Raw genomic sequence first — 21,712 nt, forward strand, 5'->3', positions numbered from 1 at the left:
CTTTCAAGAGCCTTGCAGGAGCCTTGCAAGTGCCTCGCCCCCCACGAGAAGACCAGGAGACCGGCATGCTGCGCCAGCGCCTCACCGCCGAGATGAAGGAGGCCATGAAGGCCGGCGACAAGGCGAAGCTCGCCACCGTCCGGCTGATCCAGGCCGCCCTCAAGGACAAGGACATCGAGGCCCGCGGCCTCGGCAAGGAGCCTTTGGGCGAGGAGGAGATCTTCTCCCTGCTCCAGAAGATGATCAAGCAGCGCAACGAATCGGCCGCCGTCTACGAGCAGGGCGGCCGACCGGAACTCGCCGAGGGCGAGCGCGCCGAGGCCGCGATCATCGCGCAGTTCCTGCCCCAGCAGATGAACGAGGACGAGACCCGCGCGGCGATCCAGGCCGCCATCGCGGAGACCGGCGCCACCTCGCCGAAGGACATGGGCAAGGTCATCGCGGCGCTCAAGGGCGCCTATGCGGGCCGGATGGATTTCGCCAAGGCGAGCGGCCTGGTGAAGACGATGCTGGCCTGAGGCGAAGACGGGCTCCCGGCGGGAGCTTCGCCGCGAGGGCGCGTCCCGGAGAGGATCGCCCTTGCGGCACGAGAGTCGCTTGGCCCGGCCTGCTGCAGATCCGTGGCCGTTGAGCGATTGATCAATATTTTTCTACTTCAGATTCTTGTCATATTCGCTTGTCGATCGCCCGCCGGAATCACCGATAGTCAAGATCGTTAGATATTCCTTAAGGGGAAATCTCGCAGGTTTGCTCCATCTTCCAACGGAACCTCGGCCGGTTCCTGCCTGCGGAGGTCTGTCGTGAGTTCGTTGTTGTCCATCCGGGCCCTGGTGCTCGGGATCGCGCTCGCGCTCGGGGCGATCGTCGGCGCCATGACGCTCGACGGGGTGGTCAAGGCCTGGACCGGCCATCGCAATGCCCAGACCGTCGCCGCCGCGGCGAAGCTCGATCAGCGCGTTCTCGCGGCGATGCAGGCCTTCCGCTCCGAGCGCGGCGACACCGCGGCCACCTTGAGCCTGTCGGGCGAACAGGTCGCCACCATGCGCAAGGTCATCGACGGCCATCGCAACCGGGTCGACGGCGCGGTCCGGGCGCTGCTCGCCGCACCCGCCGACCTTGCGGTGCCGGGGCTCGCCGAGGCGCTGAAGGATCTCGCTTCCGGCTACCACGACCAGTTGGCCCTGCGGCGCGCGGCCGACGAGGCCTACGGCCGTGATGCGGGCGCCCGCGACAAGGCCCTGGCCCCGCGGGTTCTCCAGACCGGCGACGCCGTCCTCGCCCGGCTGGAGCGCGTCGCGGCGGTGCTCGAGCGGCAGATGGCCCACCTCGATCCCGAGACCCGGGTGCTGACCGGCGCCAAGAACAACGCCTGGGCGACCCGGGCCACCGCCGGCTCCCTGGCCGTGGTGGTCAACACCGTCCTGTCGAGCCGGACGCCGCTGACGGTGGAGCAGGCCGAGGCGGTGCAGGTGCTGCGCGGTCGCTACGAGGCGACGTGGAAACTCGTCGAGGCCGCGACCGGCGACCTGCCGCCGGGCATCGCCGCCGCGGTCGCGGCGGCGCAGGCCGCCTACTTCACCCCAGAGATGACGGCGACGATCCAGCGCAACCTGCGCGCCTTCGCGCCCGGCGCCGAACCCGCGATGACCCTGCCCGAGTGGCAGCAATTCATCACCCCGAAGCTCAACACCATCGTGGCGGTGGCGAACGAGGCCCTGGATGCCGGCGTGCAGGCGGCCGATGCGGCGGCCGATGCGGCGGAGAGCCGGCTGGCCGTCAACGCGGCCCTGTTCGCGGCGGCCCTCCTTCTCGTGGGCCTGAGCTGCGCGGTGGCGCATGTCCGCATCGCCCTGCCGGTCCGGCGCATGACCGCTGCGATGCAGGCCCTCGCGACCGGGGATGCCACCGTCACGGTGCCGGCGCAGGGTCGTCGCGACGAGATCGGCGCCATGGCGGCCGCCGTGCAGGTGTTTCGTGACAACCTGATCCGCACCCGCGCCCTGGAGGAGGAGACGGCGCTCGCCCGCGCCTCGGCCGAGGAGCAGCGCCGCGCCGGCATGCGCCAGATGGCCGAGGCCTTCGAGCGGGCGGTCGGCGGCATCGTCGGGCAGGTCGCGGCCTCCGCCACCGAGCTGCAGGCCACCGCCCAGACCATGACCGATGGGGCCACCCGGACCGCCGGGCGCTCCACGGCCGCCGCGACGGCCGCCGGCCAGACCGCCGAGAATGTCGGCACCGTCGCGGCCGCCGCGGAGGAGCTCGGCGCCTCGGTGAGCGAGATCAGCCGACAGGTCTCGGGCTCGGCCGACCTCGCCCGCAACGCGGTCGACGAGGCCTCCGGGACGGCCGGCCACATGCGCGAGCTGAGCGAGGCCGTGTCGCGCATCGGCGACGTGGTCGGGCTGATCTCGTCGATCGCCGCGCAGACGAACCTTCTGGCGCTCAACGCCACCATCGAGGCGGCCCGGGCCGGGGCGGCGGGCCGCGGCTTCGCGGTGGTCGCCGCCGAGGTCAAGGAGCTGGCCGGCCAGACCGCGAAGGCCACGGAAGAGATCACCGGCCAGATCGCGCGCATCCAGGGCAAGACCGGCGACGCGGTCTCAGGCATCGAGGCGATCACCGGGCGGATCGCCGAGATCAACCGCGTCGCGGTGGGGATCGCCGCCGCGGTCGAGGAGCAGGGCGCGGCGACCCAGGAGATCGTCCGCAACGTCGCGGAGGCGGCCTCCGGCACGACGGAGGTGACGCACAACATCACCACGGTCGCCGACGCCGCGGAGGCGACGGGAGCAGCGGCGACGCAGGTCCTGGCGGCCTCCTCCGAGCTGTCGCGGCAATCCGAACGGCTCTCGGCGGAGGTGGCGCGCTTCCTCGCCGGCGTCCGGGCGGCGTGAGACGACGCCCGTCCATCGCCGATCCGTTAGGACTCCGCTGACCAAGACGCGCTACAAGGCAGATCCCTCAACCGGACCCCATCGTGCGCTATCCGCCTCACCTGCTCGAAGAGATCCGTTCCCGCCTGCCGGCCTCCGAGGTCGTCGGCCGGCGCGTGCGCCTCAAGAAGGCGGGGCGGGAATGGCGCGGCCTGTCGCCGTTCAACGCCGAGAAGTCGCCGTCGTTCTACGTCAACGACCAGAAGCAGTTCTACCACTGCTTCTCGTCCGGCAAGCACGGCGACATCTTCACCTTCGTGATGGAGACGGAAGGCGTCTCGTTCCCCGAAGCCGTCGAGCGGCTGGCCTCCGAGGCCGGCGTGGCGCTGCCGGCGCCGAGCGAGGCCACGCGCGAGAGCGAGACGCGGCGGCGCGGCGCGCTCGAGGTGATGGAGCTGGCCTGCACCTTCTTCGAGGAACAGCTGGCCGGCCGCGCCGGAGCGCGGGCCCGCGATTACCTCGCCGGCCGCGGGCTCGACGGCGAGATCCGCCGCACCTTCCGCCTCGGCTACGCCCCGCCGGAGCGCTACGCGCTGCGCGACCACCTCGCCGCCCGGGACGTGCCGGCCGAGATGATGGTGGAGCTGAACCTGCTCACCACCGGCGACGACATCAAGGTGCCGTTCGACCGGTTTCGCGACCGGGTGATCTTCCCGATCCGCGACGTGCGCGGGAAGGTCGTGGCCTTCGGCGGCCGCGGCATGAGCCCGGACGCCAAGCCGAAATACCTCAACTCCTCCGAGACGCCGCTCTTCCACAAGGGGCGGATGCTCTACAACCACCACGCCGCGCGAAAGCCCGCCCACGAGACCGGCCGGGTGATCGCGGTCGAGGGCTACGTCGACGCCATCGCGATGACGCTGGCCGGCCATCCGGAGGTGGTAGCCTCCCTCGGCACGGCGCTCACCGAGGATCAGCTCGCCCTGCTCTGGCGCATGGCCGACGAGCCGATCCTGTGCTTCGACGGCGACGGCGCCGGCCGGCGCGCCGCCTACCGTGCCCTCGACGTGGCCCTGCCGGCGCTGCAACCGGGAAAATCCCTGCGCTTCGCCCTGATGCCCGAGGGCCAGGACCCGGACGACCTCCTGCGCACCGGCGGCCCCGGTGCGATCGACCGGGTGCTCGACGGCGCCCGGCCCCTCGTCGACGTGCTGTGGTCGCGCGAGACCGAGATGAGCCCGGTCGACACGCCGGAGCGCCGGGCCGGCCTCGCCCAGCGCCTGCGCGAGATCGTCGGCGGCATCCGCGACGAAACCCTGAAGCGCTATTACCGCGACGAGATCGAGGCCCGCCTGCGGTCCTTGAGCCCCAATGGCGGCAACCGCCAGCAGGGTGGGGGCGAGCGTGCGTATGGACGGGAGCGCGCGCCCTTCGTGCCGCGGGGCCGGGGTGCGCCGGCCGCTCCCGTCTCGCCCCGGCTCACCGCCCGGGCGAGCCCGCTGCTGGCCCGCTCGTCCCTGTTCGCCGGCGGCTCGTCGTCGCGCGAGGCCCTGATCGTCGCCGCCCTCCTCGTCCATCCCGAGCTTCTGGCCCGCGAGGCCGAGGAACTGGCCGAGGTCGAGTTCGAGGGGGCGGATGCGCGCGCCTTGCGCGGTGCGCTCCTCGACTTCGCCGCCGAGGGCGGGGCCGGCGAGACCGCGCTCCTCGACGCGCGGCTGGAGCGGGCCGGCCTCGCCGCGGCGGCGGGCCGCATCGCCGGCCTGGTGCGGCCCGGCGACCGCTGGGTGCTCGATCCCCACGCCGATCCGGTGCGGCTGGAGGACGCGCTCCGGCAGGCCGTGATCTTGCACCGCAAGGCGGGAACGCTACATAGCGAACTCCGGGCCGCCGAACGCGCCCTGGCGGAAGAGGAGACGGAGGCCAATTTCGCCTGGCTGCGCGATGTGAAGAATCGTCTTTCCGTCGTGGCGGGTGCCGAAGCCGAGGCCGAGGCGGCCGAGGAGACGGACCCGTTCTGACGTCACGCGCGGCTTGCGGCTTGCGTCCGGACTAGTTAACGGCAAGTCGATCGAATGGCTTGCACATTTGCGTGAGATCCTGGGGCGGCGCGCGGCCGTCCGACGAGACGTCACGGTGCCGGCACGGCGGGAGCCTCCCCCGCCCGGGCACTGCCGACACCGGGAAGCATAGGCTGAGCATGGCGACGAAGGCAACGGAACGAGACGAGACCGAGGCGGCCCCCGAGCAGCAGACCGACGGCCCGCTCCTCGACCTGACGGATGCCTCCGTCAAGCGGATGATCAAGCTCGCCAAGAAGCGCGGCTACGTCACCTATGACGAGCTGAACGAGGTGCTGCCTCAGGAGGAGTTCACCTCCGAGCAGATCGAGGACGTGCTCGGCCAGCTGTCCGAGCTCGGCGTCAACGTGGTCGAGGCCGAGGAGGCCGACGACCAGCAGGGCGAGGCCGCCCCGCAGGAAGGCGCCGAGGAGGAGGAGGCCAGCGAAGGCGGCGAGGTGGCCGAGGTGGCCGCCGCCCGCCCGGTGGCGCTCCGGGCCGAGACCGCCAAGGAGCCGACCGACCGCACCGACGATCCCGTCCGGATGTACCTGCGCGAGATGGGCTCGGTCGAGCTCCTCTCCCGCGAGGGCGAGATCGCGATCGCCAAGCGGATCGAGGCCGGGCGCGAGGCGATGATCGCCGGCCTGTGCGAGAGCCCGCTGACCTTCCAGGCCATCATCATCTGGCGCGACGAGCTCGTCGACGGCCGGGTGCTCCTGCGCGACATCATCGACCTCGAGGCGACCTATGCCGGCCCCGACGGCCGCGCCGGGCCCGCCGAGGGCGAGGTCGAGGGCGAAGGCGACGAGGAGGCCGAGGGCGAGACTCCGCCGGAAGGCGAGGGTGACGAGGACGACCTCGAGAACAACGTGTCCCTCTCGGCAATGGAAGCCGAGCTGAAGCCGCGCGTGCTCGAGACCTTCGATGCGATCGCCGAGAACTACCGCAAGCTGCGCAAGGTCCAGGCCGAGCAGGCCGAGACCCGGCTGAAGGGCGCGGCGGCCTCCGAGTCGCAAGGCCAGCGCTATTCCGAGCTGAAGAACACCGTCGTCGCCGACGTGAAGTCGCTGTCGCTGAATGCCAACCGCATCGAGGCGCTGGTCGAGCAGCTCTACGACATCAACAAGCGGCTGATCTCGCACGAGGGCCGCCTGATGCGGCTGGCCGAGAACCACGGCGTCGCCCGCGACGAGTTCCTGCGCCACTACCAGGGCTACGAGCTCGATCCGCACTGGGTCGAGCGGGTGGCCAAGCTCGGCGGCAAGGGCTGGAAGAACTTCACCGAGCGCGGCGCGGTCAACATCCTGACGCTGCGCGAGCAGATCATCTCGCTCGCCTCCGAGACCGGCCTGGAGATCCAGGAATACCGGAAGATCGTCCACATGGTCCAGAAGGGCGAGCGCGAAGCCCGCCAGGCCAAGAAGGAGATGATCGAGGCGAACCTGCGGCTGGTGATCTCGATCGCCAAGAAATACACCAACCGCGGCCTGCAATTCCTGGACCTGATCCAGGAGGGCAATATCGGCCTGATGAAGGCCGTCGACAAATTCGAGTACCGCCGCGGCTACAAGTTCTCGACCTACGCGACCTGGTGGATCCGGCAGGCGATCACCCGCTCGATCGCCGACCAGGCCCGCACGATCCGCATCCCGGTGCACATGATCGAGACGATCAACAAGATCGTCCGCACCTCGCGCCAGATGCTGCACGAGATCGGCCGCGAGCCGACCCCGGAGGAGCTGGCCGAGAAGCTGGCGATGCCGCTCGAGAAGGTGCGCAAGGTCCTCAAGATCGCCAAGGAGCCGATCTCCCTCGAGACCCCGATCGGCGACGAGGAGGATTCCCACCTCGGCGACTTCATCGAGGACAAGAACGTCGTCCTGCCGATCGACGCGGCGATCCAGTCGAACCTGCGCGAGACCACCACCCGGGTGCTCGCCTCGCTCACCCCCCGCGAGGAGCGCGTGCTGCGCATGCGCTTCGGCATCGGCATGAACACCGACCACACCCTCGAGGAGGTCGGGCAACAATTCTCGGTGACCCGCGAGCGCATCCGCCAGATCGAGGCCAAGGCCCTGCGCAAGCTCAAGCATCCGAGCCGGTCGCGGAAGCTGCGGAGCTTCCTCGACAACTGAGTTTCGAGACTCGATCGGATGAGAAGGCCCGGGAGGCGACCGCCCCCGGGCCTTCTTCGTTACGGCATCGGCGCCACAATCCGCGCCACGGCGCGGCGCACCAGCGGCAGGACGAGCAGCAGGGTCGGGAAGGCGACGAGCCAGGAGACGCCCCAGGCCCGCGGCCAGTGCCACAGCGCATCGGGGGTAGGCCCGAGGCTGAGCAGGGTCGCGATGGCGGAGACGATGCAGGTCATCATCACCGACAGCAGGAAGGCAGTGACGAGCGGCGCCGAGGAGGCCGGCAGGCGTCGCGGAGTGGGGAAGGACAGCATGGCACGTCTTTCGGAACGGGCGATCGGCCCGGACGAGGCATGGCGCACCCGCCCGGCGAAAACCACCCGGGGAGTGCGTTGCCTGACGTGAGACGCTTACGGCCTGCCGGGACGTGACCCGGCGAAGGGATCAAACGTAGCAGGCACGAGGTCAAGTGCCAAGCCGGCTCACCCGTTGCCCGCCGCCAAGCCTTGCCCTGGCCGGGCACAAAGCCCATGTCACCAGCCATGTCCGACCAGCCTCGCCCCGCCCCCGCTCCGATGCCCACGGCCGCGGCGGACGGATCGGAGGCGAGCGACATCCCGATCGGCCTGTTTCGCGACTGCGTGGCCCTGCGCGACTGGCTGCTCAGCGAGGGGGCGCGGCTGCCGGAATCCGGCGATCTCCTCGCCGGCATGGCCGAGCGGCTGAACGCGCTCGGCGTGCCGGTCGACCGGGCCACCACCGCCATCGACGCGCTGCATTCCGACTATTCCGGCGTCGGCCGGTTCTGGACCCGGGAGGACGGGGTCAGCTTCCGCCTCTTCCCGCATGGCGAGGTGACCGAGCAGGCGCTCGCCCGCAGCCCCTTCGCGCATGTCTACGCCACCGGCGAATGGTTGATCCTCGACCTGCGCGAGACGCCGGACGATCGCTACAGCATCGTCCCGGAGCTGAAGGCGGCGGGCTACACCCACTACATCACCGTGCCTTTGTTCTTCACCAACGGCACCAAGAACGGCGTCACCTTCGCCACCCGGGATCCGCGCGGCTTCGCCGACGACGATCTCGCCATCATGCGCTTCATCATCCCGACCCTGTCGGCGGTGATGGAGATGCGCGGCCTCAACGCCCGGCTCGACCACGTGCTGCGGGTCTATGTCGGCGACGGCCCGCACCAGGCGATCCTGGCCGGCTTCATCCGCCGCGGCCAGGTCGAGCGGATCCGCTCGGCGATCCTCTTCGCCGACATGCGCGGCTACACCCACCTCACCGATGCGCTCACCCCCGAGGCCTCGGTCGAACTCCTCAACACCTATTTCGACTGCCTGGTGCCGCCGATCGAGAGCGAGGGCGGCGAGGTGCTGAAATACATGGGCGACGGCCTGCTCGCGATCTTCCGCGAGAGCGGCGACGATCTCGGCGGCGCGGCGCAGGGCGCGCTCTCGGCCGCGCAGGCCGCGCTCCGCCGGGTGGAGGAGGCCAACCGCGCCGGGCGTTTCCCCACCCGCATCGAGATCGGCATCGCGCTTCACCACGGCGAGGCGGCCTACGGCAATGTCGGCTCCGGGGCGCGGCTCGACTTCACGGTGATCGGCCGCGACGTGAACCTGGCGAGCCGGCTCGCCAAGCTCAACAAGGTCCTGTCCGAGCCGCTGCTGATGTCGAAGCCCTTCGTCGACTTCCTGTGGGGCGACCCCGAGCTGCTCGGCACCCATCCCCTCGACGGCATCGCCGAGGAGATGGCGATCTATCGGCCCGGCAAGGGCGGGTGATTCCGGGTGGTTGACGAAAACGAGCCGGCTCGCCACATTCCGGCCGTTCCAGGGAGATCCCCGGCAAGGGGCTGAGACACCGCTGGATCGTGAGCCCCCCTGGCTCCGGTCGGCGCGGAAATCCTTCGAACCTGATCCGGCTCATACCGGCGTAGGGATTGGACAGGTCCGTCAGGACCGAGCGCGCATCATCCGGCAATCGGGCGCAGTCCACTCTCTTCGGGCCACCGTGGAGACGAGGGTGCACGCGCAGACGATCGGACGGCGAGGCGGACCGGGCCCGGGCCCCGGGAGCGACCGGCTGCCGGAGCGCGCCGACGTGGCGGTGATCGGCGCCGGGCTGATCGGCCTGTCGATCGCGTGGCGCCTGGCCAAGGCGGGTCTCGCCGTCGCGGTGATCGAGCGGGCCAAGGCCGGCGACGGCGCGAGCCTCGCCGCGACCGGCATGCTGGCGGCGGCGGCCGAGCACGAGCCCGGGGGCGAGGCCCTGTCGCCGCTCTGCCTCGAGAGCCAGCGCCTCTGGCACCCGTTTCGTGACGAGCTGGAGGCCGAGTCGGGTCTCACCATCGATTATCGCCGCGAGGGCACCCTCGTCATCGCCCTCGGCCGCGACGAGGTCGAGCGCCTGCGCTTCCGCTACGACCTGCAACGTCGCGACCACCTTGCCGTCGAGTGGCTGTCCGGCCCCGCCATCCGGGCCCGCGAGCCGGGCCTGCGCCCCACCGTCACCGCCGGCCTGTTCTGCCCCGACGACCATCAGGTCGACCCCGCTCGGGTGATGGTCGCCCTGCGCCAGGCCTTCCGCGCCGCCGGCGGACGCCTGATCGAGGAGACCGCCGTCACCGCCCTCATCCGCGAGGGCGGCCGGGTCACCGGCGTCGAGACCGTCGCGGGCGCGTTGCGCGCCGGCACGGTGGTGCTCGCCTCCGGCGCCTGGGCCGGGGAGGGGAGCCTGGTGCCGGACCTCGCCTTGCCGGTGCGTCCGCTCAAGGGCCAGTCGATGGCGCTCCAGATGACGCCGCGCAGCGGCTCCCTCTCCCACGTGGTCTGGACCGAGCAGGTCCACATGGCGCCGAAGGGCGACGGCTCGCTCATCGTCGGCGCCACCGTGGAGGAGACCGGCTTCGACCCGCACCTCACCGCCGGCGGCCTCTTCGCCCTGCTGGAGGGCGCCCGCCGGGCGCTGCCGGGGGTGGAGGAGATGCAGGTCGCGGGCGTCTGGAGCGGCTTCCGCCCGACCTCCGACGACGACGCCCCGATCCTCGGCGAGGCTTTGCCCGGCCTCGTCCTCGCCGCCGGCCACCACCGCAACGGCTACCTCCTCGCCCCGGTCACCGCCGAGGCCGTGTCCACCCTGATCCTGCGCGGCGAGACGCTGCCGGTGGCCGCCCCCTTCGGCCTCGCCCGGTTCGCGGCGCGGAACCCCGGAGAATCCGCATGAAGCTCCTCGTCAACGGCGAGCCCCGCGACAGCGAGGCCGCCACCCTCGACGCCCTGTGGCGCCAGGAAACCGCCGAGCTCGACCTGCCCGGCCCGCAGGGCTTCGCCATCGCCCTCAACGGTGCGGTGGTACGCCAGCGCGATTGGGCCGGCACGGCGCTCAGCGAGGGCGACCGCGTCGAGATCGTGCGCGCCATGCAGGGCGGCTAGAGGCAAGAGAAACCGGAGGAATCCCCATGACCGAGACCCACGACGACCCGTTCGTCATCGCCGGCACGACCCTGTCCTCGCGCCTCCTCATCGGCACCGCCGGCTACCCGACGCAGGCGATCATGAGCGAGGCGGTGCGGGCGAGTGGCGCCGAGGTGGTGACGGTCTCGATCCGCCGCATCTCGCTCCACGGCCACGGCTCGGACACCGTGGCGCGGCTCAAAGGCGCGCGCTTCCTGCCCAACACCGCCGGCTGCGAGACCGCCCGCGACGCCGTGATGACGGCGGAGCTGGCCCGCGAGGCGCTCGGCACCAACTGGATCAAGGTCGAGGTGATCGGCGACCGCGAGACGCTCTACCCCGACGTCGCCGAGACGATCGAGGCCACCCGCCAGCTGGTCGATTCCGGCTTCGTGGTGCTGCCCTATTGTAACGACGACCCGGTCGTGTGCAGCCGGCTCGCCGATCTCGGCGCCGCCGCCGTGATGCCGATGGGCTCGCTGATCGGCTCCGGCATGGGGGTGGCCAACCCGGCCAACCTGGAGCTGATCTGCCGGCGCTCGCCCGTGCCGGTGATCGTCGATGCCGGCATCGGCACCGCCTCCGACGCGGTGATCGCCCTGGAGCTGGGGGCTGGCGCGGTGCTCCTCAACACCGCGGTCGCCAAGGCCGACGATCCGGTGCGGATGGCCCTCGCCATGCGCCACGCCGTCGAGGCCGGCCGCCTCGCGTATCGGGCCGGCCGGATTCCCCGCCGCGCCCGGGCCGAGCCGTCGAGCCCGCAGCTCGGCCTCGTCGGCTCGTGAGCCTGCCCGCCCGACTGCTGATCGTCACCGATCGGCACGGCTGCCCGGAGCCTCTGGCCGACCGCGTCGCCGCCTGCCTTGCCGCCGGCGCGCGCTGGATCTGGCTGCGCGACCGCGACCTGCCCGCTCCGGAGCGTGCCGCCCTCGCCGAGACCCTGGCCGGCTCGGTGGCGCGGATGGGCGGGGCGCTCACCATCGGGCGCGACGTGGAGCTGGCGGCGCAGGTGGGGGCGGCCGGCGTCCAGCTCGGCGAGGCATCCGTCGTGGCCCCGGCCCGGGCGCGCCTCGGGCGCGGCGCCCTGCTCGGCGTCTCGGCGCATTCCCTGGGCGAGGTGCGGGCCGCCCGGGAGGCGGGGGCGGATTACGTCACCTTGAGCCCGGTTTTTTTGACCACCAGCAAGCCGGGCTACGGGCCGGCGCTCGGGTTGGGCGTGGTGCGCGAGGCGGCAGCCGTGATGCCGGTCGTGGCCCTCGGCGGCATCGATCCCGGCACGGCCCAGTCCTGCCGCGAGGCGGGCGCCGCGTCCGTGGCGGTGATGGGGGCGGTGATGCGGGCGCCGGAGGTCGGTGCTTTGGTCCCGGCCCTCGCCTGACGCGCCGACGCCCTCCCTGTTCACATTTCCCGTTTTTCGCCCCAACAAGGAAGAGACGCGGGGCTTCATCCACCTGCGAGAGCCAACCCTTTGTCAAATCTTGCGCTTTCCCCTCCCCCTTGTGGGGAGGGGAGGCGCGCGACCTGTGCAGGGCGGAGTATTTGTCTCTCGAGGAAGACCGGGATCTCTCAGAGCGAGTGGCGACCCCGCGCTTCACACTCCCGCAGCCTCGCCCTGATCCGCCGCCGCACCCGCCGCCACCGGCCCTGCTCGACCGCTTGGCTGCGGACCCAGGCGGCATGCTCCTCCCCGAACGCCCATCTCTCCGGATCCTCGGGATGTTCCCGCATCACTGCGTCGGCGAGCGCGTCGATGGCCGCGCGCGGGATCAGCCGGGGGAGGATGAGCCCTTCGACGAGCGACGAGCCGATGCCGAGCGCGACGGGGGAGAGAGCTATGGCGACCAGCGCCCATCGGAGGCTGCTCCAGACCTGATCGGCCAAGACCCGTAACCCTTTTGCGCCCATCAAGATATTCGCAATTATATTACGATTGGCGGCCTCATCGCACCATCATTCCCTTCAGCCGTTGCCCTTCCCCGCCGAAGCTCGGCGAGCGGAGGTAAAGCGTGTCGCTCGCAGTCGTGTTTGGAACAAATTTGCGCAATTTTCGGAAAGCCAGAAGCTTGACGCAGGCAGAGCTCGCGGAACAGGTATCGCTTTCCACAGAGATGATCAGTAAGATCGAACGTGGAGTTGCGGCGCCATCTTTTTCCACTATCGAAAAAATATCTGAAATATTAGATGTTCCGGAAGTTTATTTTTTTGGCATCGGGTTGGTTATTGCGGCTGATGGCGATAGATCGCGCATTATTTCTAAAATAAATACTCGAATGTCGCGCTTAAGCGAAGAGCAGCTTGTTCGGATTGATAAAATGATAAAAGCTGTCGTCGACTAACGTATATAAAATTCCCTACGCAATTCTAAGCCACTAAATAAGCCATACTCCTTCTTATTTTTGTAGATTTATTTCCCTTGCAGGAGTATACCGTCCTGAGCTGATGCACATGACAAGCAAATCAGATTTAATTATAATTCATTTTGCTGACGAAATTGCATCGCTGCGCTCGATTCGCCCGCATGCCATCATCACTACAAATTTCGATGGTTTTCTCAAGGGCATATTCGATGACTATGAACCAATAGTTGGACAGAGCGTAATTGTATACAATATGAATAGCTTTGTTAATATTTATAAAATACATGGTAGTAATGAGGACTTAGCCTCAATTGTACTGAGATAAAACGATTATGGCGAGTTTCGTAAGCAGAAAAAATGTATTTCTGCTAAATTAAAAACATATCTGACAGAGCGCCCTGTATTCATATTTGGATATTGTTTTTCCGGTCCTAATGTTCAAGCGATAATGGACGATATTGGGGAAATAATAATGAATTCTGGCGGCGTTATACCCAATATTCACTACGTAAAGTGGGATGAGAACGCTGACACAAAAAGCAGCCTGCCAGAAGAGTATGTCATTCATACGTCATCAGCACAATACCGTGTGAAAGCCATCGTCACAAAAGATTTTAAGTAGATCTACGATGTCTTATCCCATAATAGGGGCTGACCTCAATAAATACCAATCTGGCAAGAGCTCTCGCTGCAAGGGCTTTTAAGCTGATTAGAATTGATATTCCGCGGGGGACTGTCGAAATTAATTATGAGATGCTCGAGCGTATTTCGGGCAATTCAGATGAATTACCTCAGTTGCTAGGTATAACACAGGCAGATAATCCTAATTTGACTCATCCTTTTGTGCTAAGTCAGGTCGCAGAAAAGCTCGGATACACATCTTGGCAGAAATTGAATAAATATCTTGAGAAGATAAATAATGAAACAGGAGTGGATTTGCGAGCCACCGATAATAAATACCATTGTAAAATAAAAACTGGCAAAAAAGATAGCAGTAAAACAGGAAAATGGTCTGTTGCAGCAATAGATCTTTTAAAGAAAGTTATTGATGGGAGAGATTATAATGTCGACATTCGATATCAAACATCGCTACATAATAATACTCGTGTATATGCGATATTATAATAAACGATATAATGCAACCATTACGATTATTGTGTTGATTAGTATTTTTGAATAGAAGGCTTGTATTCTTGGTGCGGACGGCGGGACTCGAACCCGCACGACCAGAGGTCGCAAGATTTTAAGTCTCGTGCGTCTACCGATTCCGCCACGTCCGCGAGGGCGCGTTGCCCTGCCGCTCCGGGTTAGCCGGGGGAGGGGCGCAGATCAAGGCCCCTCTCAGGTCAGGCCGAGGGGGCGCCAGCCGTAGAGCCAGGCGTAGCGCTCGGTCATCTGCACCGGGCCGAGGCGGCCCATCACCGCGTCGCGGGCGGCCGAGACCAGGGTGCCGGCGTGGTAGATCCGGCCGTTGCGGCGGGCATGGGCCTGGATGGTGGCCACCCGCTCGGCCCGGGCCTTGGCGTAGCGGGACAAAGCCGCCGGCACGGGCTGGCCGGGGACGAGGCAGGCGGCGAGCACCGCGGCGTCCTCGATCGCGAGCGCCGCGCCCTGCGCCAGGAACGGCAGCACCGGATGGGCGGCGTCGCCGAGGAGCGCGATCCGGCCGCGGGCCATCGGGCGGGCCGCCGGGCGGTCGACCAGGGACCAGACCAGCCAGGATTCGGGCCGGGCGAGCAGGCCGGCCAACGGCGGGGCGGCGTCGGCGAAGGCGGCGCGCAGGCGGGCGGGCTCGCCGCGGGCGCCCCAATCGTCGCTGGCGCCCGTGTCCGGCACCACCGCCACGAGGTTGAGCCGGCGCCCGCCATTGATCGGGTAATGCACCACGTGCCGGCCGGGGCCGAGCCACAATCCGGTCTCGTCGGCCAGGAAGTCGGGCGGCACCGCCTCGCGGGGCAGGGTGGCGCGCCAGGCGGCCTCGCCGCGGGGGCGCAAGGGGCGCCGGTCGAGCCGGGCCCTCAACGACGAGCGCACCCCGTCGGCCGCCACCACGAGGTCGGCGTCGAGGGTCTCGCTGCGGCCACCGTCGCTGGCGAGCGCCAGGGCGGCGCCCTTGGCATCCTCCTGCACCCCGGTGACGGTGCGGCCGACGAGGAGCCGGATGCCCGGCCGGCCGCGGGCGGCGTCGAGCAGGATGGTCTGGAGGTCGGCCCGGTGCACCACCCAGTAGGGCGCGCCGAAGCGCTCGCGCATCGCCTCGCCGAGGGCGATCTCACCGATCGCGCGGGCGGTGACGAGGCTGCGGATCCGCACCCGCGCCGGCTCGCCGGCGACGCGGCGCAACGGGAGCCCGAGGCCGAGATCGGTCAGGATCCGGCTGGCATTGGGCGAGAGCTGCAGGCCCGCCCCGACCTCGCTGAAGGCGGTGCGGCGCTCGACCAGCGTGACGTCGTGCCCGCGGGCGCTCAAGCTCAAGGCGGCCGTGAGCCCGCCGATGCCGGCCCCGACGATCGCGACGCGCAGGCCCGGCCGGTCCGGGACCGGACGGCTCCCCGATAGCCGATCCTGGACCACGTCTTTCCCCGGCAAGGGTTACTCGGCGGCGAGGCGGGCGCGGTCGTCCCAGACGCTCGAAGCCGGCTCCGCCGTGCCGGCCTTCAGGGACGGCTTGTAGCGGTACAGGGTCGAGCAGTACTGGCAGATGATCTCGTGGTCGGCGCCCATGTCGAGGAAGACGTGGGGGTGGTCGAACGGCGGCAGGGCGCCGATGCACATGAACTCCTTGGAGCCGACCTGGATGACCGGAACGCCGTCCTGGTTGTGGAAGTGCGGGACCGCCTTGTCTGCCATCGCCTCAGAGTTCCTGGCTTGCGGGGCCTGATGCCCCCGAACGTCGGGTTCTCCTAGACCCTCGGGGCCGCCGCGCCTAGGGGGCCGGGCCAGGGCGGCGCATCCGCCGCCGTTTCGTCACGGTCTTGCGACATCGGGGCGCCGCAACGGTTTCATGACCACGAGAGGATCGCCCGTGACCCGCTTCCTGCCGAGGCTCGCCCTCCTCGCCGCGCTCGGTGGCGCGACCATTCTCGGTGCCCCGGCGGCCCAGGCCCAGAGCCGCACCGTGGTCGGCGCCGGGGCAGGCGCGGTGGCGGGAGCGCTGGTGGCCGGTCCGATCGGCGCGGTGGTGGGCGGGGTCGTCGGCGCCGCCTGGGGCGAATCGGGGCGGCGCCCGCGCCGGGCCGGCCGCCGGGCGCGGCGCCACCACGCGGTGCGCCACGTGGCCCCGCGGCCGGTGACGCGGGTGGCGCAGCGTGCCCCCGCCGCCGCGCCGGCCCGGCCGCGGGCCTGGGTCGACCCACGCTGAAGCGCCCCCGTCCTTGCCCTTCCTCCTTGGCTTCGGGGCCGGAAGCGCCTACATCGGAGGCTTCCAGAGCGCCGCCAGCAGCATTTCCCGGGCCCCCGATGAGTCGTGACGAGCAGAGTGCGGTCAAGGACAGCCGCCGGCAGGAGCCGCCGATCCACGGCCCCGAGGCCTTCGAGGCGATGCGCAAGGCCGGGCGGCTGACCGCCGAGGCCCTCGACCTGCTGATGGAGGCGGTGGCGCCCGGCGTCACCACCGAAGCGCTGGATCGCCTCGCCTACACCTTCGCGATGGATCACGGCGCGTTCCCAGCCTCGCTGCACTACCGCGGCTACCCGAAATCGATCTGCACCTCGATCAACCACGTCGTCTGCCACGGCATCCCGAACGACAAGCCCCTGCGCGAGGGCGACATCGTCAACCTCGACATCTGCCTGATCGTCGACGGATGGCACGGCGATTCGAGCCGCATGGCCTATGTCGGCGAAGTGTCCCGCAAGGCGGCGCGCCTGTGCGAGATCACCCACGAGGCGATGATGCGCGGCATCGCGGCGATCAAGCCCGGCGGCACCACCAACGATATCGGCGCGGCGATCCAGGCCTTCGCCGAAGGTGAGCGCTGCTCGGTGGTGCGCGACTTCTGCGGCCACGGCCTCGGCCGCACCTATCACGACGCGCCGACCATCCTGCACTACGTCGAGCCGAGCTACAGCGTGACCTTGCGCCCCGGCCAGTTCTTCACCGTCGAGCCGATGATCAATCTCGGCCGCCCGGCCGTGAAGGTCCTGGCCGACGGCTGGACCGCCGTGACCCGCGACCGCTCGCTCTCGGCCCAGTTCGAGCACACGGTGGCGGTGACCGAGACCGGCGTCGAGATCTTCACCCTCTCGCCCAAGGGGCTGGACAAGCCGCGCGACACCGCCGCCTGACGGTCCCGCCATGGCCCGCCCGCCCCGCAACACCCCCGGTTTCGCGGAGGCCGGCGGCGCCGCGCCCGGGATCAAGGTCCAGGATAGCAAGATCCAGGACAGCAGGGCGGAGGAACCGCATTACCACGGGCACCGCGACCGGCTACGCGCCCGCTTCGCGCAGGGCGACACGCTGCCGGACTACGAGTTCCTCGAACTGGTGCTGTTCCGCGCCATCCCGCGCCGTGACGTCAAGCCGATCGCCAAGGCGCTGATCGCCCGGTTCGGCAGCTTCGCCGAGGTCATCAGCGCCCCGGCCGAGCGGCTGCTCGAGGTCGACGGCATCGGGCCCTCGGTCGTCACCGACCTCAAGATCATGGAGGCGGCGGGCCGCCGCCTCGCCCGCGGCGCGGTCGCCGAGCGCACGCTGCTCTCCTCCTGGGCCGCGGTGATCGATTACTGCCGGGCCGCCATGGCCTTCGCGCAGCGGGAGGAATTCCGGCTGCTCTTCCTCGACAAGCGCAATCGGCTCATCGCCGACGAGGTGCAGGGGCGGGGCACCGTCGACCACACCCCGGTCTATCCCCGCGAGGTCGTGCGCCGGGCCCTCGAACTCTCGGCCACCGCCCTGATCCTGGTCCACAACCACCCGTCCGGCGATCCCACCCCGTCCCAGGCCGACATCAAGATGACCCGCGACATCATCGCAGTGGCCGGCCCCCTCGGCATCGTGGTGCACGACCACATCATCGTCGGCCGCGACGGGCATGCGAGCTTCCGCGGGCTGAAGCTGATCTGAGGGCGGCTCCCTGGCGCAGGCCAGCGATCCCGGCGATGCGCGCCGGCCAGCGGACGCCTAAAATCTGAGCAGATTCACCCTGCGCGACGCGCCTTCGCTGCCGCGCTCCCTGACCTTGCGCAAAGTCGTGGGCAGCGCTCGGGCAAAGGACGCATTTCCTTTGCCTTGGCCCCTGTCTTGCGTCTAGCTTCGACGCAAACAGAGGGACGCCCATGCCGCTCAGCGCGTTCGACGAGATGACCGGAGTGCAGGAGAGCGGACCGTCCCCAAGCGGACCGTCCCCAAGCGGACCGAGCCCGGCCGAGGTGCGCGAGGCGTACGCGGCGCTCAAGACCTGGCTCGACACGACCCCGCCGGAGCATTTCGACACGCGGCGCAGCCAGGCCGAATTGTTCTTCCGGCGGATCGGGATCACCTTCGCGGTCTACGGCGACAACGAATCAACCGAGCGGCTGATTCCGTTCGACATCATCCCGCGGGTGCTGACCAAGCCCGAATGGGGCTTCCTCGAGCGCGGCCTCAAGCAGCGCGTCACCGCGCTCAACATGTTCCTGGCCGACATCTACGGCCCGCAGGAATGCATCAAGGCCGGGATCATCCCGGGCGACCTCGTCTACCGCAACCCGCATTACCGGCTGGAGATGCGGGACTTCGAGGTGCCGCACGGCAAGTACGTCCACATCGCCGGCATCGACATCGTGCGCACCGGCGAGGACCAGTTCTTCGTGCTGGAGGACAACGCCCGCACGCCGTCGGGGGTCTCCTACATGCTGGAGAACCGCGAGGTGATGCTGCGGCTCTTCCCCGAGTTGTTCTCCAAGCACCGGGTCTCGCCGGTGGAAGCCTATCCGGACGCGCTGCTCGCCACCCTGCGCAGCCTCGCGCCGATGAGCGCCGCCCGCGACCCGACGGTGGTGCTGCTGACCCCCGGCCGCTTCAACTCGGCCTTCTACGAGCACTCGTTCCTGGCCGACAAGCTCGGCGTCGACCTCGTCGAGGCCTCCGACCTCTTCACCAAGGACGACGTGGTCTACATGCGGACCACGGAGGGGCCGCGGCGCGTCGACGTGATCTACCGGCGCATCGACGACGACTTCCTCGACCCGCTGGTGTTCCGGCCGGATTCCGTCCTCGGCGTGCCCGGGCTGATGAGCGCCTACCAGAGCGGCAGCGTGACGCTCGCCAACGCCGTCGGCACCGGCATCGCCGACGACAAGGCGGTCTACAGCTACATGCCGGAGATCGTGCGCTTCTTCACCGGCGAGGAGCCGATCCTGCACAACGTGCCGACTTGGCGCTGCCGCGAGAAGGACGCTCTGTCCTACGTCCTCGCCAATCTCGGCGACCTGGTGGTCAAGGAGGTCAACGGCTCGGGCGGATACGGCATGCTGGTGGGGCCCCATGCCACGAAACGCGAGATCGAGGAATTCGGCCGCAAGCTGCGCCACGCGCCGGACGGCTTCATCGCCCAGCCGACGCTCGCCCTCTCGACCTGCCCGACCTTCGTCGCCTCCGGCGTCGCGCCCCGCCACGTCGACCTGCGGCCCTTCGTGCTCTCGGGCGCCGACGACATCCGGATCGTGCCCGGCGGGCTGACCCGGGTGGCCCTCAAGGAGGGCTCGCTCGTGGTCAATTCGAGCCAGGGCGGCGGCACCAAGGACACCTGGGTGCTCGACGGCTGACGCCGCCGCGACGCCTCGCCCGAGATCAGGGGCCGAGCCTCCCGGCCCGGTCCGCCCGCACTGCCACCGCGTGAGCCGTAAAGCCCCGCCATGCTCTCCCGCACCGCCGACAACCTGTACTGGCTCTCGCGCTATGCCGAGCGAGCCGACTTCGTCGCCCGCATCCTCGACGCAGCCCTGCGCCTCTCCGCCCTTCCGGCCAATTACGGCGGCACCGACGCGAACGAGTGGGAATCGGCTCTGGCCTCGGCCGGCAACATCGAGCTGTTCCGCCCGCTCTACGACAGCGTCAACGAGCACACCGTCCGGGACTTCCTGGCCTTCAGCCCCAACAACCCGTCCTCGATCCGCTCCTGCCTGCAGACCGCCCGGGAGAATGCCCGCAGCGTGCGCACGGCGCTCACCAGCGAGATGTGGGAGGCGATCAACGAGGCGTTCCTGCACCTGCGCAGCTTCGAGGGCCGGGACATGACCCGGGAGGAATTCGCCCGCTTCCTCGACTGGGTGAAGGGCGTGTCGCTCGCCTTCGACGGCTCGGCCTACCGCACGATGCTGCGCAACGACGCCTATTGGTTCACCCGGCTCGGCATCGCCATCGAGCGTGCCGACAACACCGCCCGCATCCTCGACGTGAAGTACCACGTGCTTCTGCCCGAGACCGAGCGGGTCGGCGGCAGCCTCGACTACTTCCAGTGGACCACCATCCTGCGCGAGGTCTCGGCGCTCACCGCCTATCACTGGGTCTATCGCGAGAGCATCAAGCCCTGGCTGGTGGCCGACCTCCTGATCCTCAACCGCGAGATGCCGCGCTCGCTCGCCAATTGCTACGAGATGCTGGTGCTCAACCTCGACCGTATCGCCGATGCCTATGGCCGCCGTGGTCCGAGCCAGCGCCTCGCCCGCGGCATGCTGGCCAAGCTCGACGACCTCACGGTCGACGAGATCTTCGCCTCCGGCCTGCACGAGTTCATCGAGGCGTTCATCGCCGAGAACAACCGCCTCGGGGCGGCGATCGTCGAGCAGTATCTGGGCTGAGCGCCCGCGCGCGGGCCCGCCACGTCCCGCAAGGTTTCGCCCTCCCGCGGGACGGTGTATGACCGCCCCGCACGGCCCAGCTTTTGCGTGACAGCGAGCATCGCGACATCATGCGCATCCGCGTCGTCCACGAGACGGTTTACCAATACGACAGCCCGGCCCGGGGCCTGATCCAGATGCTGCGGCTGACGCCGCGGGACCATGACGGCCAGCACGTGCGCGCCTGGCGCATCGAGCCGACCGTCGACGGCCGGTTGAGCCGGCGCGAGGACGGCTTCGGCAACATCGTCCACGTCTTCAGCGCCGACGGCGCCGAGGAGGCGATGACGATCCGGGTCACCGGCGAGGTCGAGACCGCCGAGACCCACGGGGTGATGCGCGGCATCTCCGAGTGGCTGCCCGATCCGTTCTACCTGCGCGAATCGCGCTTCGCCGTCGCCGACGAGGCGATCCGGGCCTTCGCCGACGAGGCGGTGGGCGCGAGCATCGACCCGCTCGACCGGCTGCACCGCCTGCTCGCCGGCGTCCACCAAGCGGTCGACTACGCGCCCGGCCCGACCGGGGCCACCACCACCGCGGCGGAGGCCTTCGCCTTGCGCAAGGGGGTGGGACAGGACCTCGCCCACGTCTTCATCGCGGCGGCGCGCCACCTGGAGGTCCCGGTCCGCTACGTCTCGGGCTATTACTGGCGGCCCGACACGGCGGAGCAGGAGGCCGGCCATGCCTGGGTCGAGGCCCGGGTGCCGGATCTCGGCTGGGTCGGGTTCGACCCCGCCCACGGCATCGCGGTGACCGAGGCGCATCTGCGGGTGGCGATCGGCCTCGACTACCTCGACGCCGCGCCGGTCCGCGGCAGCCGCACCGGCGGCGGCACCGAGACCATGACGGTCCGGGTCCGTGTCGACGACGCGCGGGCGCAGGCGCCAGCACAGCAGGCCCAGGGCGCGGCACAGTCCCAAATGCAGGGTCAAGCGCAGGGTCTAGCGCAGGCTCAAGGGTAGCGCGGCCCTGTTGCCCCGCCGCGATAGGCGCGGACCACCTCAC

At 69.0% G+C, this 21,712-nt stretch carries 22 protein-coding genes, 1 tRNA gene and 1 riboswitch; of the genes, 18 read left to right on the top strand and 5 right to left on the bottom strand.

The window, feature by feature from the left end:
• Positions 1–65: 65 nt before the first annotated feature.
• The 4 genes from VQ03_RS02995 (at position 66) to rpoD (ending at position 7,068) form a co-directional block, all read left to right on the top strand.
• A complete protein-coding gene (locus tag VQ03_RS02995) occupies positions 66–518 on the top strand; it encodes a GatB/YqeY domain-containing protein (RefSeq protein WP_048449372.1) in 453 nt (150 codons plus the stop codon).
• Positions 519–800: 282 nt separating this feature from the next.
• The gene (locus VQ03_RS03000) at positions 801–2,894 is read left to right on the top strand and encodes a methyl-accepting chemotaxis protein (protein WP_157063927.1); all 2,094 of its coding nucleotides are present in this window, start codon (positions 801–803) and stop codon (positions 2,892–2,894) included.
• Positions 2,895–2,977: 83 nt separating this feature from the next.
• Entirely contained in the window at positions 2,978–4,891 is a 1,914-nt protein-coding gene (gene dnaG, locus VQ03_RS03005; protein WP_048449373.1) for a DNA primase, read from the top strand.
• Between the two features lie 179 nt (positions 4,892–5,070).
• Positions 5,071–7,068 carry an RNA polymerase sigma factor RpoD gene (gene rpoD, locus VQ03_RS03010; RefSeq protein ID WP_048449374.1) on the top strand — a complete coding sequence of 666 codons (1,998 nt, stop codon included), beginning with the start codon at positions 5,071–5,073 and terminating at the stop codon, positions 7,066–7,068.
• A gap of 59 nt (positions 7,069–7,127) precedes the next feature.
• Here the strand turns inward: rpoD and VQ03_RS03015 are convergent, their stop codons facing one another.
• Entirely contained in the window at positions 7,128–7,382 is a 255-nt protein-coding gene (locus VQ03_RS03015; RefSeq protein ID WP_048449375.1) for a DUF2798 domain-containing protein, read from the bottom strand.
• A gap of 228 nt (positions 7,383–7,610) precedes the next feature.
• Here VQ03_RS03015 and VQ03_RS03020 point away from each other — a divergent pair, with 228 nt between their 5' ends.
• The 5 genes from VQ03_RS03020 (at position 7,611) to VQ03_RS03040 (ending at position 11,907) form a co-directional block, all read left to right on the top strand.
• A complete protein-coding gene (locus VQ03_RS03020; RefSeq protein WP_048449376.1) occupies positions 7,611–8,858 on the top strand; it encodes an adenylate/guanylate cyclase domain-containing protein in 1,248 nt (415 codons plus the stop codon).
• 41 nt (positions 8,859–8,899) lie between these two features.
• A riboswitch (TPP riboswitch) is annotated at positions 8,900–9,034 on the top strand.
• Between the two features lie 65 nt (positions 9,035–9,099).
• Positions 9,100–10,299: a glycine oxidase ThiO gene (gene thiO, locus VQ03_RS03025; RefSeq protein WP_048449377.1), complete on the top strand. Its 1,200-nt coding sequence runs from the start codon at positions 9,100–9,102 to the stop codon at positions 10,297–10,299.
• Positions 10,296–10,508 carry a sulfur carrier protein ThiS gene (gene thiS, locus VQ03_RS03030; RefSeq protein WP_048449378.1) on the top strand — a complete coding sequence of 71 codons (213 nt, stop codon included), beginning with the start codon at positions 10,296–10,298 and terminating at the stop codon, positions 10,506–10,508. The genes thiO and thiS overlap by 4 nt, the downstream gene beginning before the upstream one ends.
• A 26-nt stretch (positions 10,509–10,534) precedes the next feature.
• Positions 10,535–11,314: a thiazole synthase gene (gene thiG, locus VQ03_RS03035; RefSeq protein WP_048449379.1), complete on the top strand. Its 780-nt coding sequence runs from the start codon at positions 10,535–10,537 to the stop codon at positions 11,312–11,314.
• Positions 11,311–11,907 (top strand): thiamine phosphate synthase, encoded by a 597-nt coding sequence (locus tag VQ03_RS03040; RefSeq protein ID WP_048449380.1) that lies wholly within the window; start codon positions 11,311–11,313, stop codon positions 11,905–11,907. The genes thiG and VQ03_RS03040 overlap by 4 nt, the downstream gene beginning before the upstream one ends.
• 188 nt (positions 11,908–12,095) lie before the next feature.
• On the opposite strand, the gene VQ03_RS03045 is transcribed toward VQ03_RS03040, so the two are convergent.
• Positions 12,096–12,410, bottom strand: a complete 315-nt coding sequence (locus VQ03_RS03045) for a hypothetical protein (protein ID WP_157063928.1) — start codon at positions 12,408–12,410, stop codon at positions 12,096–12,098.
• 125 nt (positions 12,411–12,535) lie between these two features.
• Between VQ03_RS03045 and VQ03_RS31465 the strand changes: the two genes are divergently transcribed.
• The 3 genes from VQ03_RS31465 to VQ03_RS32635 all read left to right on the top strand — a co-directional run bounded on the left by VQ03_RS31465 (position 12,536) and on the right by VQ03_RS32635 (position 14,011).
• Positions 12,536–12,865, top strand: a complete 330-nt coding sequence (locus VQ03_RS31465) for a helix-turn-helix domain-containing protein (RefSeq protein ID WP_083467740.1) — start codon at positions 12,536–12,538, stop codon at positions 12,863–12,865.
• 109 nt (positions 12,866–12,974) lie between these two features.
• Positions 12,975–13,211, top strand: a complete 237-nt coding sequence (locus VQ03_RS35210; RefSeq protein WP_425350024.1) for an SIR2 family protein — start codon at positions 12,975–12,977, stop codon at positions 13,209–13,211.
• Positions 13,212–13,639: 428 nt separating this feature from the next.
• Positions 13,640–14,011 carry a hypothetical protein gene (locus VQ03_RS32635; RefSeq protein ID WP_157063929.1) on the top strand — a complete coding sequence of 124 codons (372 nt, stop codon included), beginning with the start codon at positions 13,640–13,642 and terminating at the stop codon, positions 14,009–14,011.
• Between the two features lie 69 nt (positions 14,012–14,080).
• On the opposite strand, the gene VQ03_RS03050 is transcribed toward VQ03_RS32635, so the two are convergent.
• From VQ03_RS03050 to VQ03_RS03060, 3 genes are all read right to left on the bottom strand, one after another.
• Positions 14,081–14,166, bottom strand: a tRNA-Leu gene (locus VQ03_RS03050).
• Positions 14,167–14,227: 61 nt separating this feature from the next.
• Positions 14,228–15,409, bottom strand: coding sequence for an FAD-dependent oxidoreductase (locus VQ03_RS03055; protein ID WP_083467744.1), 1,182 nt, complete (start codon positions 15,407–15,409; stop codon positions 14,228–14,230).
• A gap of 69 nt (positions 15,410–15,478) precedes the next feature.
• Positions 15,479–15,736, bottom strand: coding sequence for a zinc-finger domain-containing protein (locus VQ03_RS03060; RefSeq protein ID WP_048449383.1), 258 nt, complete (start codon positions 15,734–15,736; stop codon positions 15,479–15,481).
• A 175-nt stretch (positions 15,737–15,911) separates the two neighbouring features.
• Here VQ03_RS03060 and VQ03_RS03065 point away from each other — a divergent pair, with 175 nt between their 5' ends.
• The 6 genes from VQ03_RS03065 to VQ03_RS03090 all read left to right on the top strand — a co-directional run bounded on the left by VQ03_RS03065 (position 15,912) and on the right by VQ03_RS03090 (position 21,669).
• Positions 15,912–16,247: a DUF456 family protein gene (locus VQ03_RS03065; RefSeq protein ID WP_245291940.1), complete on the top strand. Its 336-nt coding sequence runs from the start codon at positions 15,912–15,914 to the stop codon at positions 16,245–16,247.
• A gap of 98 nt (positions 16,248–16,345) precedes the next feature.
• Entirely contained in the window at positions 16,346–17,173 is an 828-nt protein-coding gene (gene map / locus VQ03_RS03070; protein ID WP_048449384.1) for a type I methionyl aminopeptidase, read from the top strand.
• 10 nt (positions 17,174–17,183) lie between these two features.
• Positions 17,184–17,951 carry a RadC family protein gene (gene radC / locus VQ03_RS03075; RefSeq protein ID WP_083467741.1) on the top strand — a complete coding sequence of 256 codons (768 nt, stop codon included), beginning with the start codon at positions 17,184–17,186 and terminating at the stop codon, positions 17,949–17,951.
• Positions 17,952–18,163: 212 nt separating this feature from the next.
• Positions 18,164–19,633: a circularly permuted type 2 ATP-grasp protein gene (locus tag VQ03_RS03080; protein ID WP_048449385.1), complete on the top strand. Its 1,470-nt coding sequence runs from the start codon at positions 18,164–18,166 to the stop codon at positions 19,631–19,633.
• A 90-nt stretch (positions 19,634–19,723) separates the two neighbouring features.
• A complete protein-coding gene (locus VQ03_RS03085; protein WP_048449386.1) occupies positions 19,724–20,668 on the top strand; it encodes an alpha-E domain-containing protein in 945 nt (314 codons plus the stop codon).
• Between the two features lie 110 nt (positions 20,669–20,778).
• Complete coding sequence (locus VQ03_RS03090; protein WP_048449387.1) at positions 20,779–21,669, top strand: transglutaminase family protein; 891 nt, start codon at positions 20,779–20,781, stop codon at positions 21,667–21,669.
• The last annotated feature ends 43 nt before the right edge of the window (positions 21,670–21,712 follow it).

Source organism: Methylobacterium tarhaniae (assembly GCF_001043955.1).
GTDB lineage: Bacteria > Pseudomonadota > Alphaproteobacteria > Rhizobiales > Beijerinckiaceae > Methylobacterium > Methylobacterium tarhaniae.

Coding starts and splice junctions, on each gene's coding strand:
- VQ03_RS02995 (WP_048449372.1), top strand. CDS start 66: ATGCTGCGCCAGCGCCTCACCGCCGAGATGAAGGAGGCCATGAAGGCC.
- rpoD (WP_048449374.1), top strand. CDS start 5,071: ATGGCGACGAAGGCAACGGAACGAGACGAGACCGAGGCGGCCCCCGAG.
- VQ03_RS03015 (WP_048449375.1), bottom strand. CDS start 7,382: ATGCTGTCCTTCCCCACTCCGCGACGCCTGCCGGCCTCCTCGGCGCCG.
- VQ03_RS03020 (WP_048449376.1), top strand. CDS start 7,611: ATGTCCGACCAGCCTCGCCCCGCCCCCGCTCCGATGCCCACGGCCGCG.
- thiS (WP_048449378.1), top strand. CDS start 10,296: ATGAAGCTCCTCGTCAACGGCGAGCCCCGCGACAGCGAGGCCGCCACC.
- thiG (WP_048449379.1), top strand. CDS start 10,535: ATGACCGAGACCCACGACGACCCGTTCGTCATCGCCGGCACGACCCTG.
- VQ03_RS35210 (WP_425350024.1), top strand. CDS start 12,975: ATGACAAGCAAATCAGATTTAATTATAATTCATTTTGCTGACGAAATT.
- VQ03_RS32635 (WP_157063929.1), top strand. CDS start 13,640: ATGCTCGAGCGTATTTCGGGCAATTCAGATGAATTACCTCAGTTGCTA.
- VQ03_RS03060 (WP_048449383.1), bottom strand. CDS start 15,736: ATGGCAGACAAGGCGGTCCCGCACTTCCACAACCAGGACGGCGTTCCG.
- map (WP_048449384.1), top strand. CDS start 16,346: ATGAGTCGTGACGAGCAGAGTGCGGTCAAGGACAGCCGCCGGCAGGAG.
- radC (WP_083467741.1), top strand. CDS start 17,184: ATGGCCCGCCCGCCCCGCAACACCCCCGGTTTCGCGGAGGCCGGCGGC.
- VQ03_RS03080 (WP_048449385.1), top strand. CDS start 18,164: ATGCCGCTCAGCGCGTTCGACGAGATGACCGGAGTGCAGGAGAGCGGA.
- VQ03_RS03085 (WP_048449386.1), top strand. CDS start 19,724: ATGCTCTCCCGCACCGCCGACAACCTGTACTGGCTCTCGCGCTATGCC.
- VQ03_RS03090 (WP_048449387.1), top strand. CDS start 20,779: ATGCGCATCCGCGTCGTCCACGAGACGGTTTACCAATACGACAGCCCG.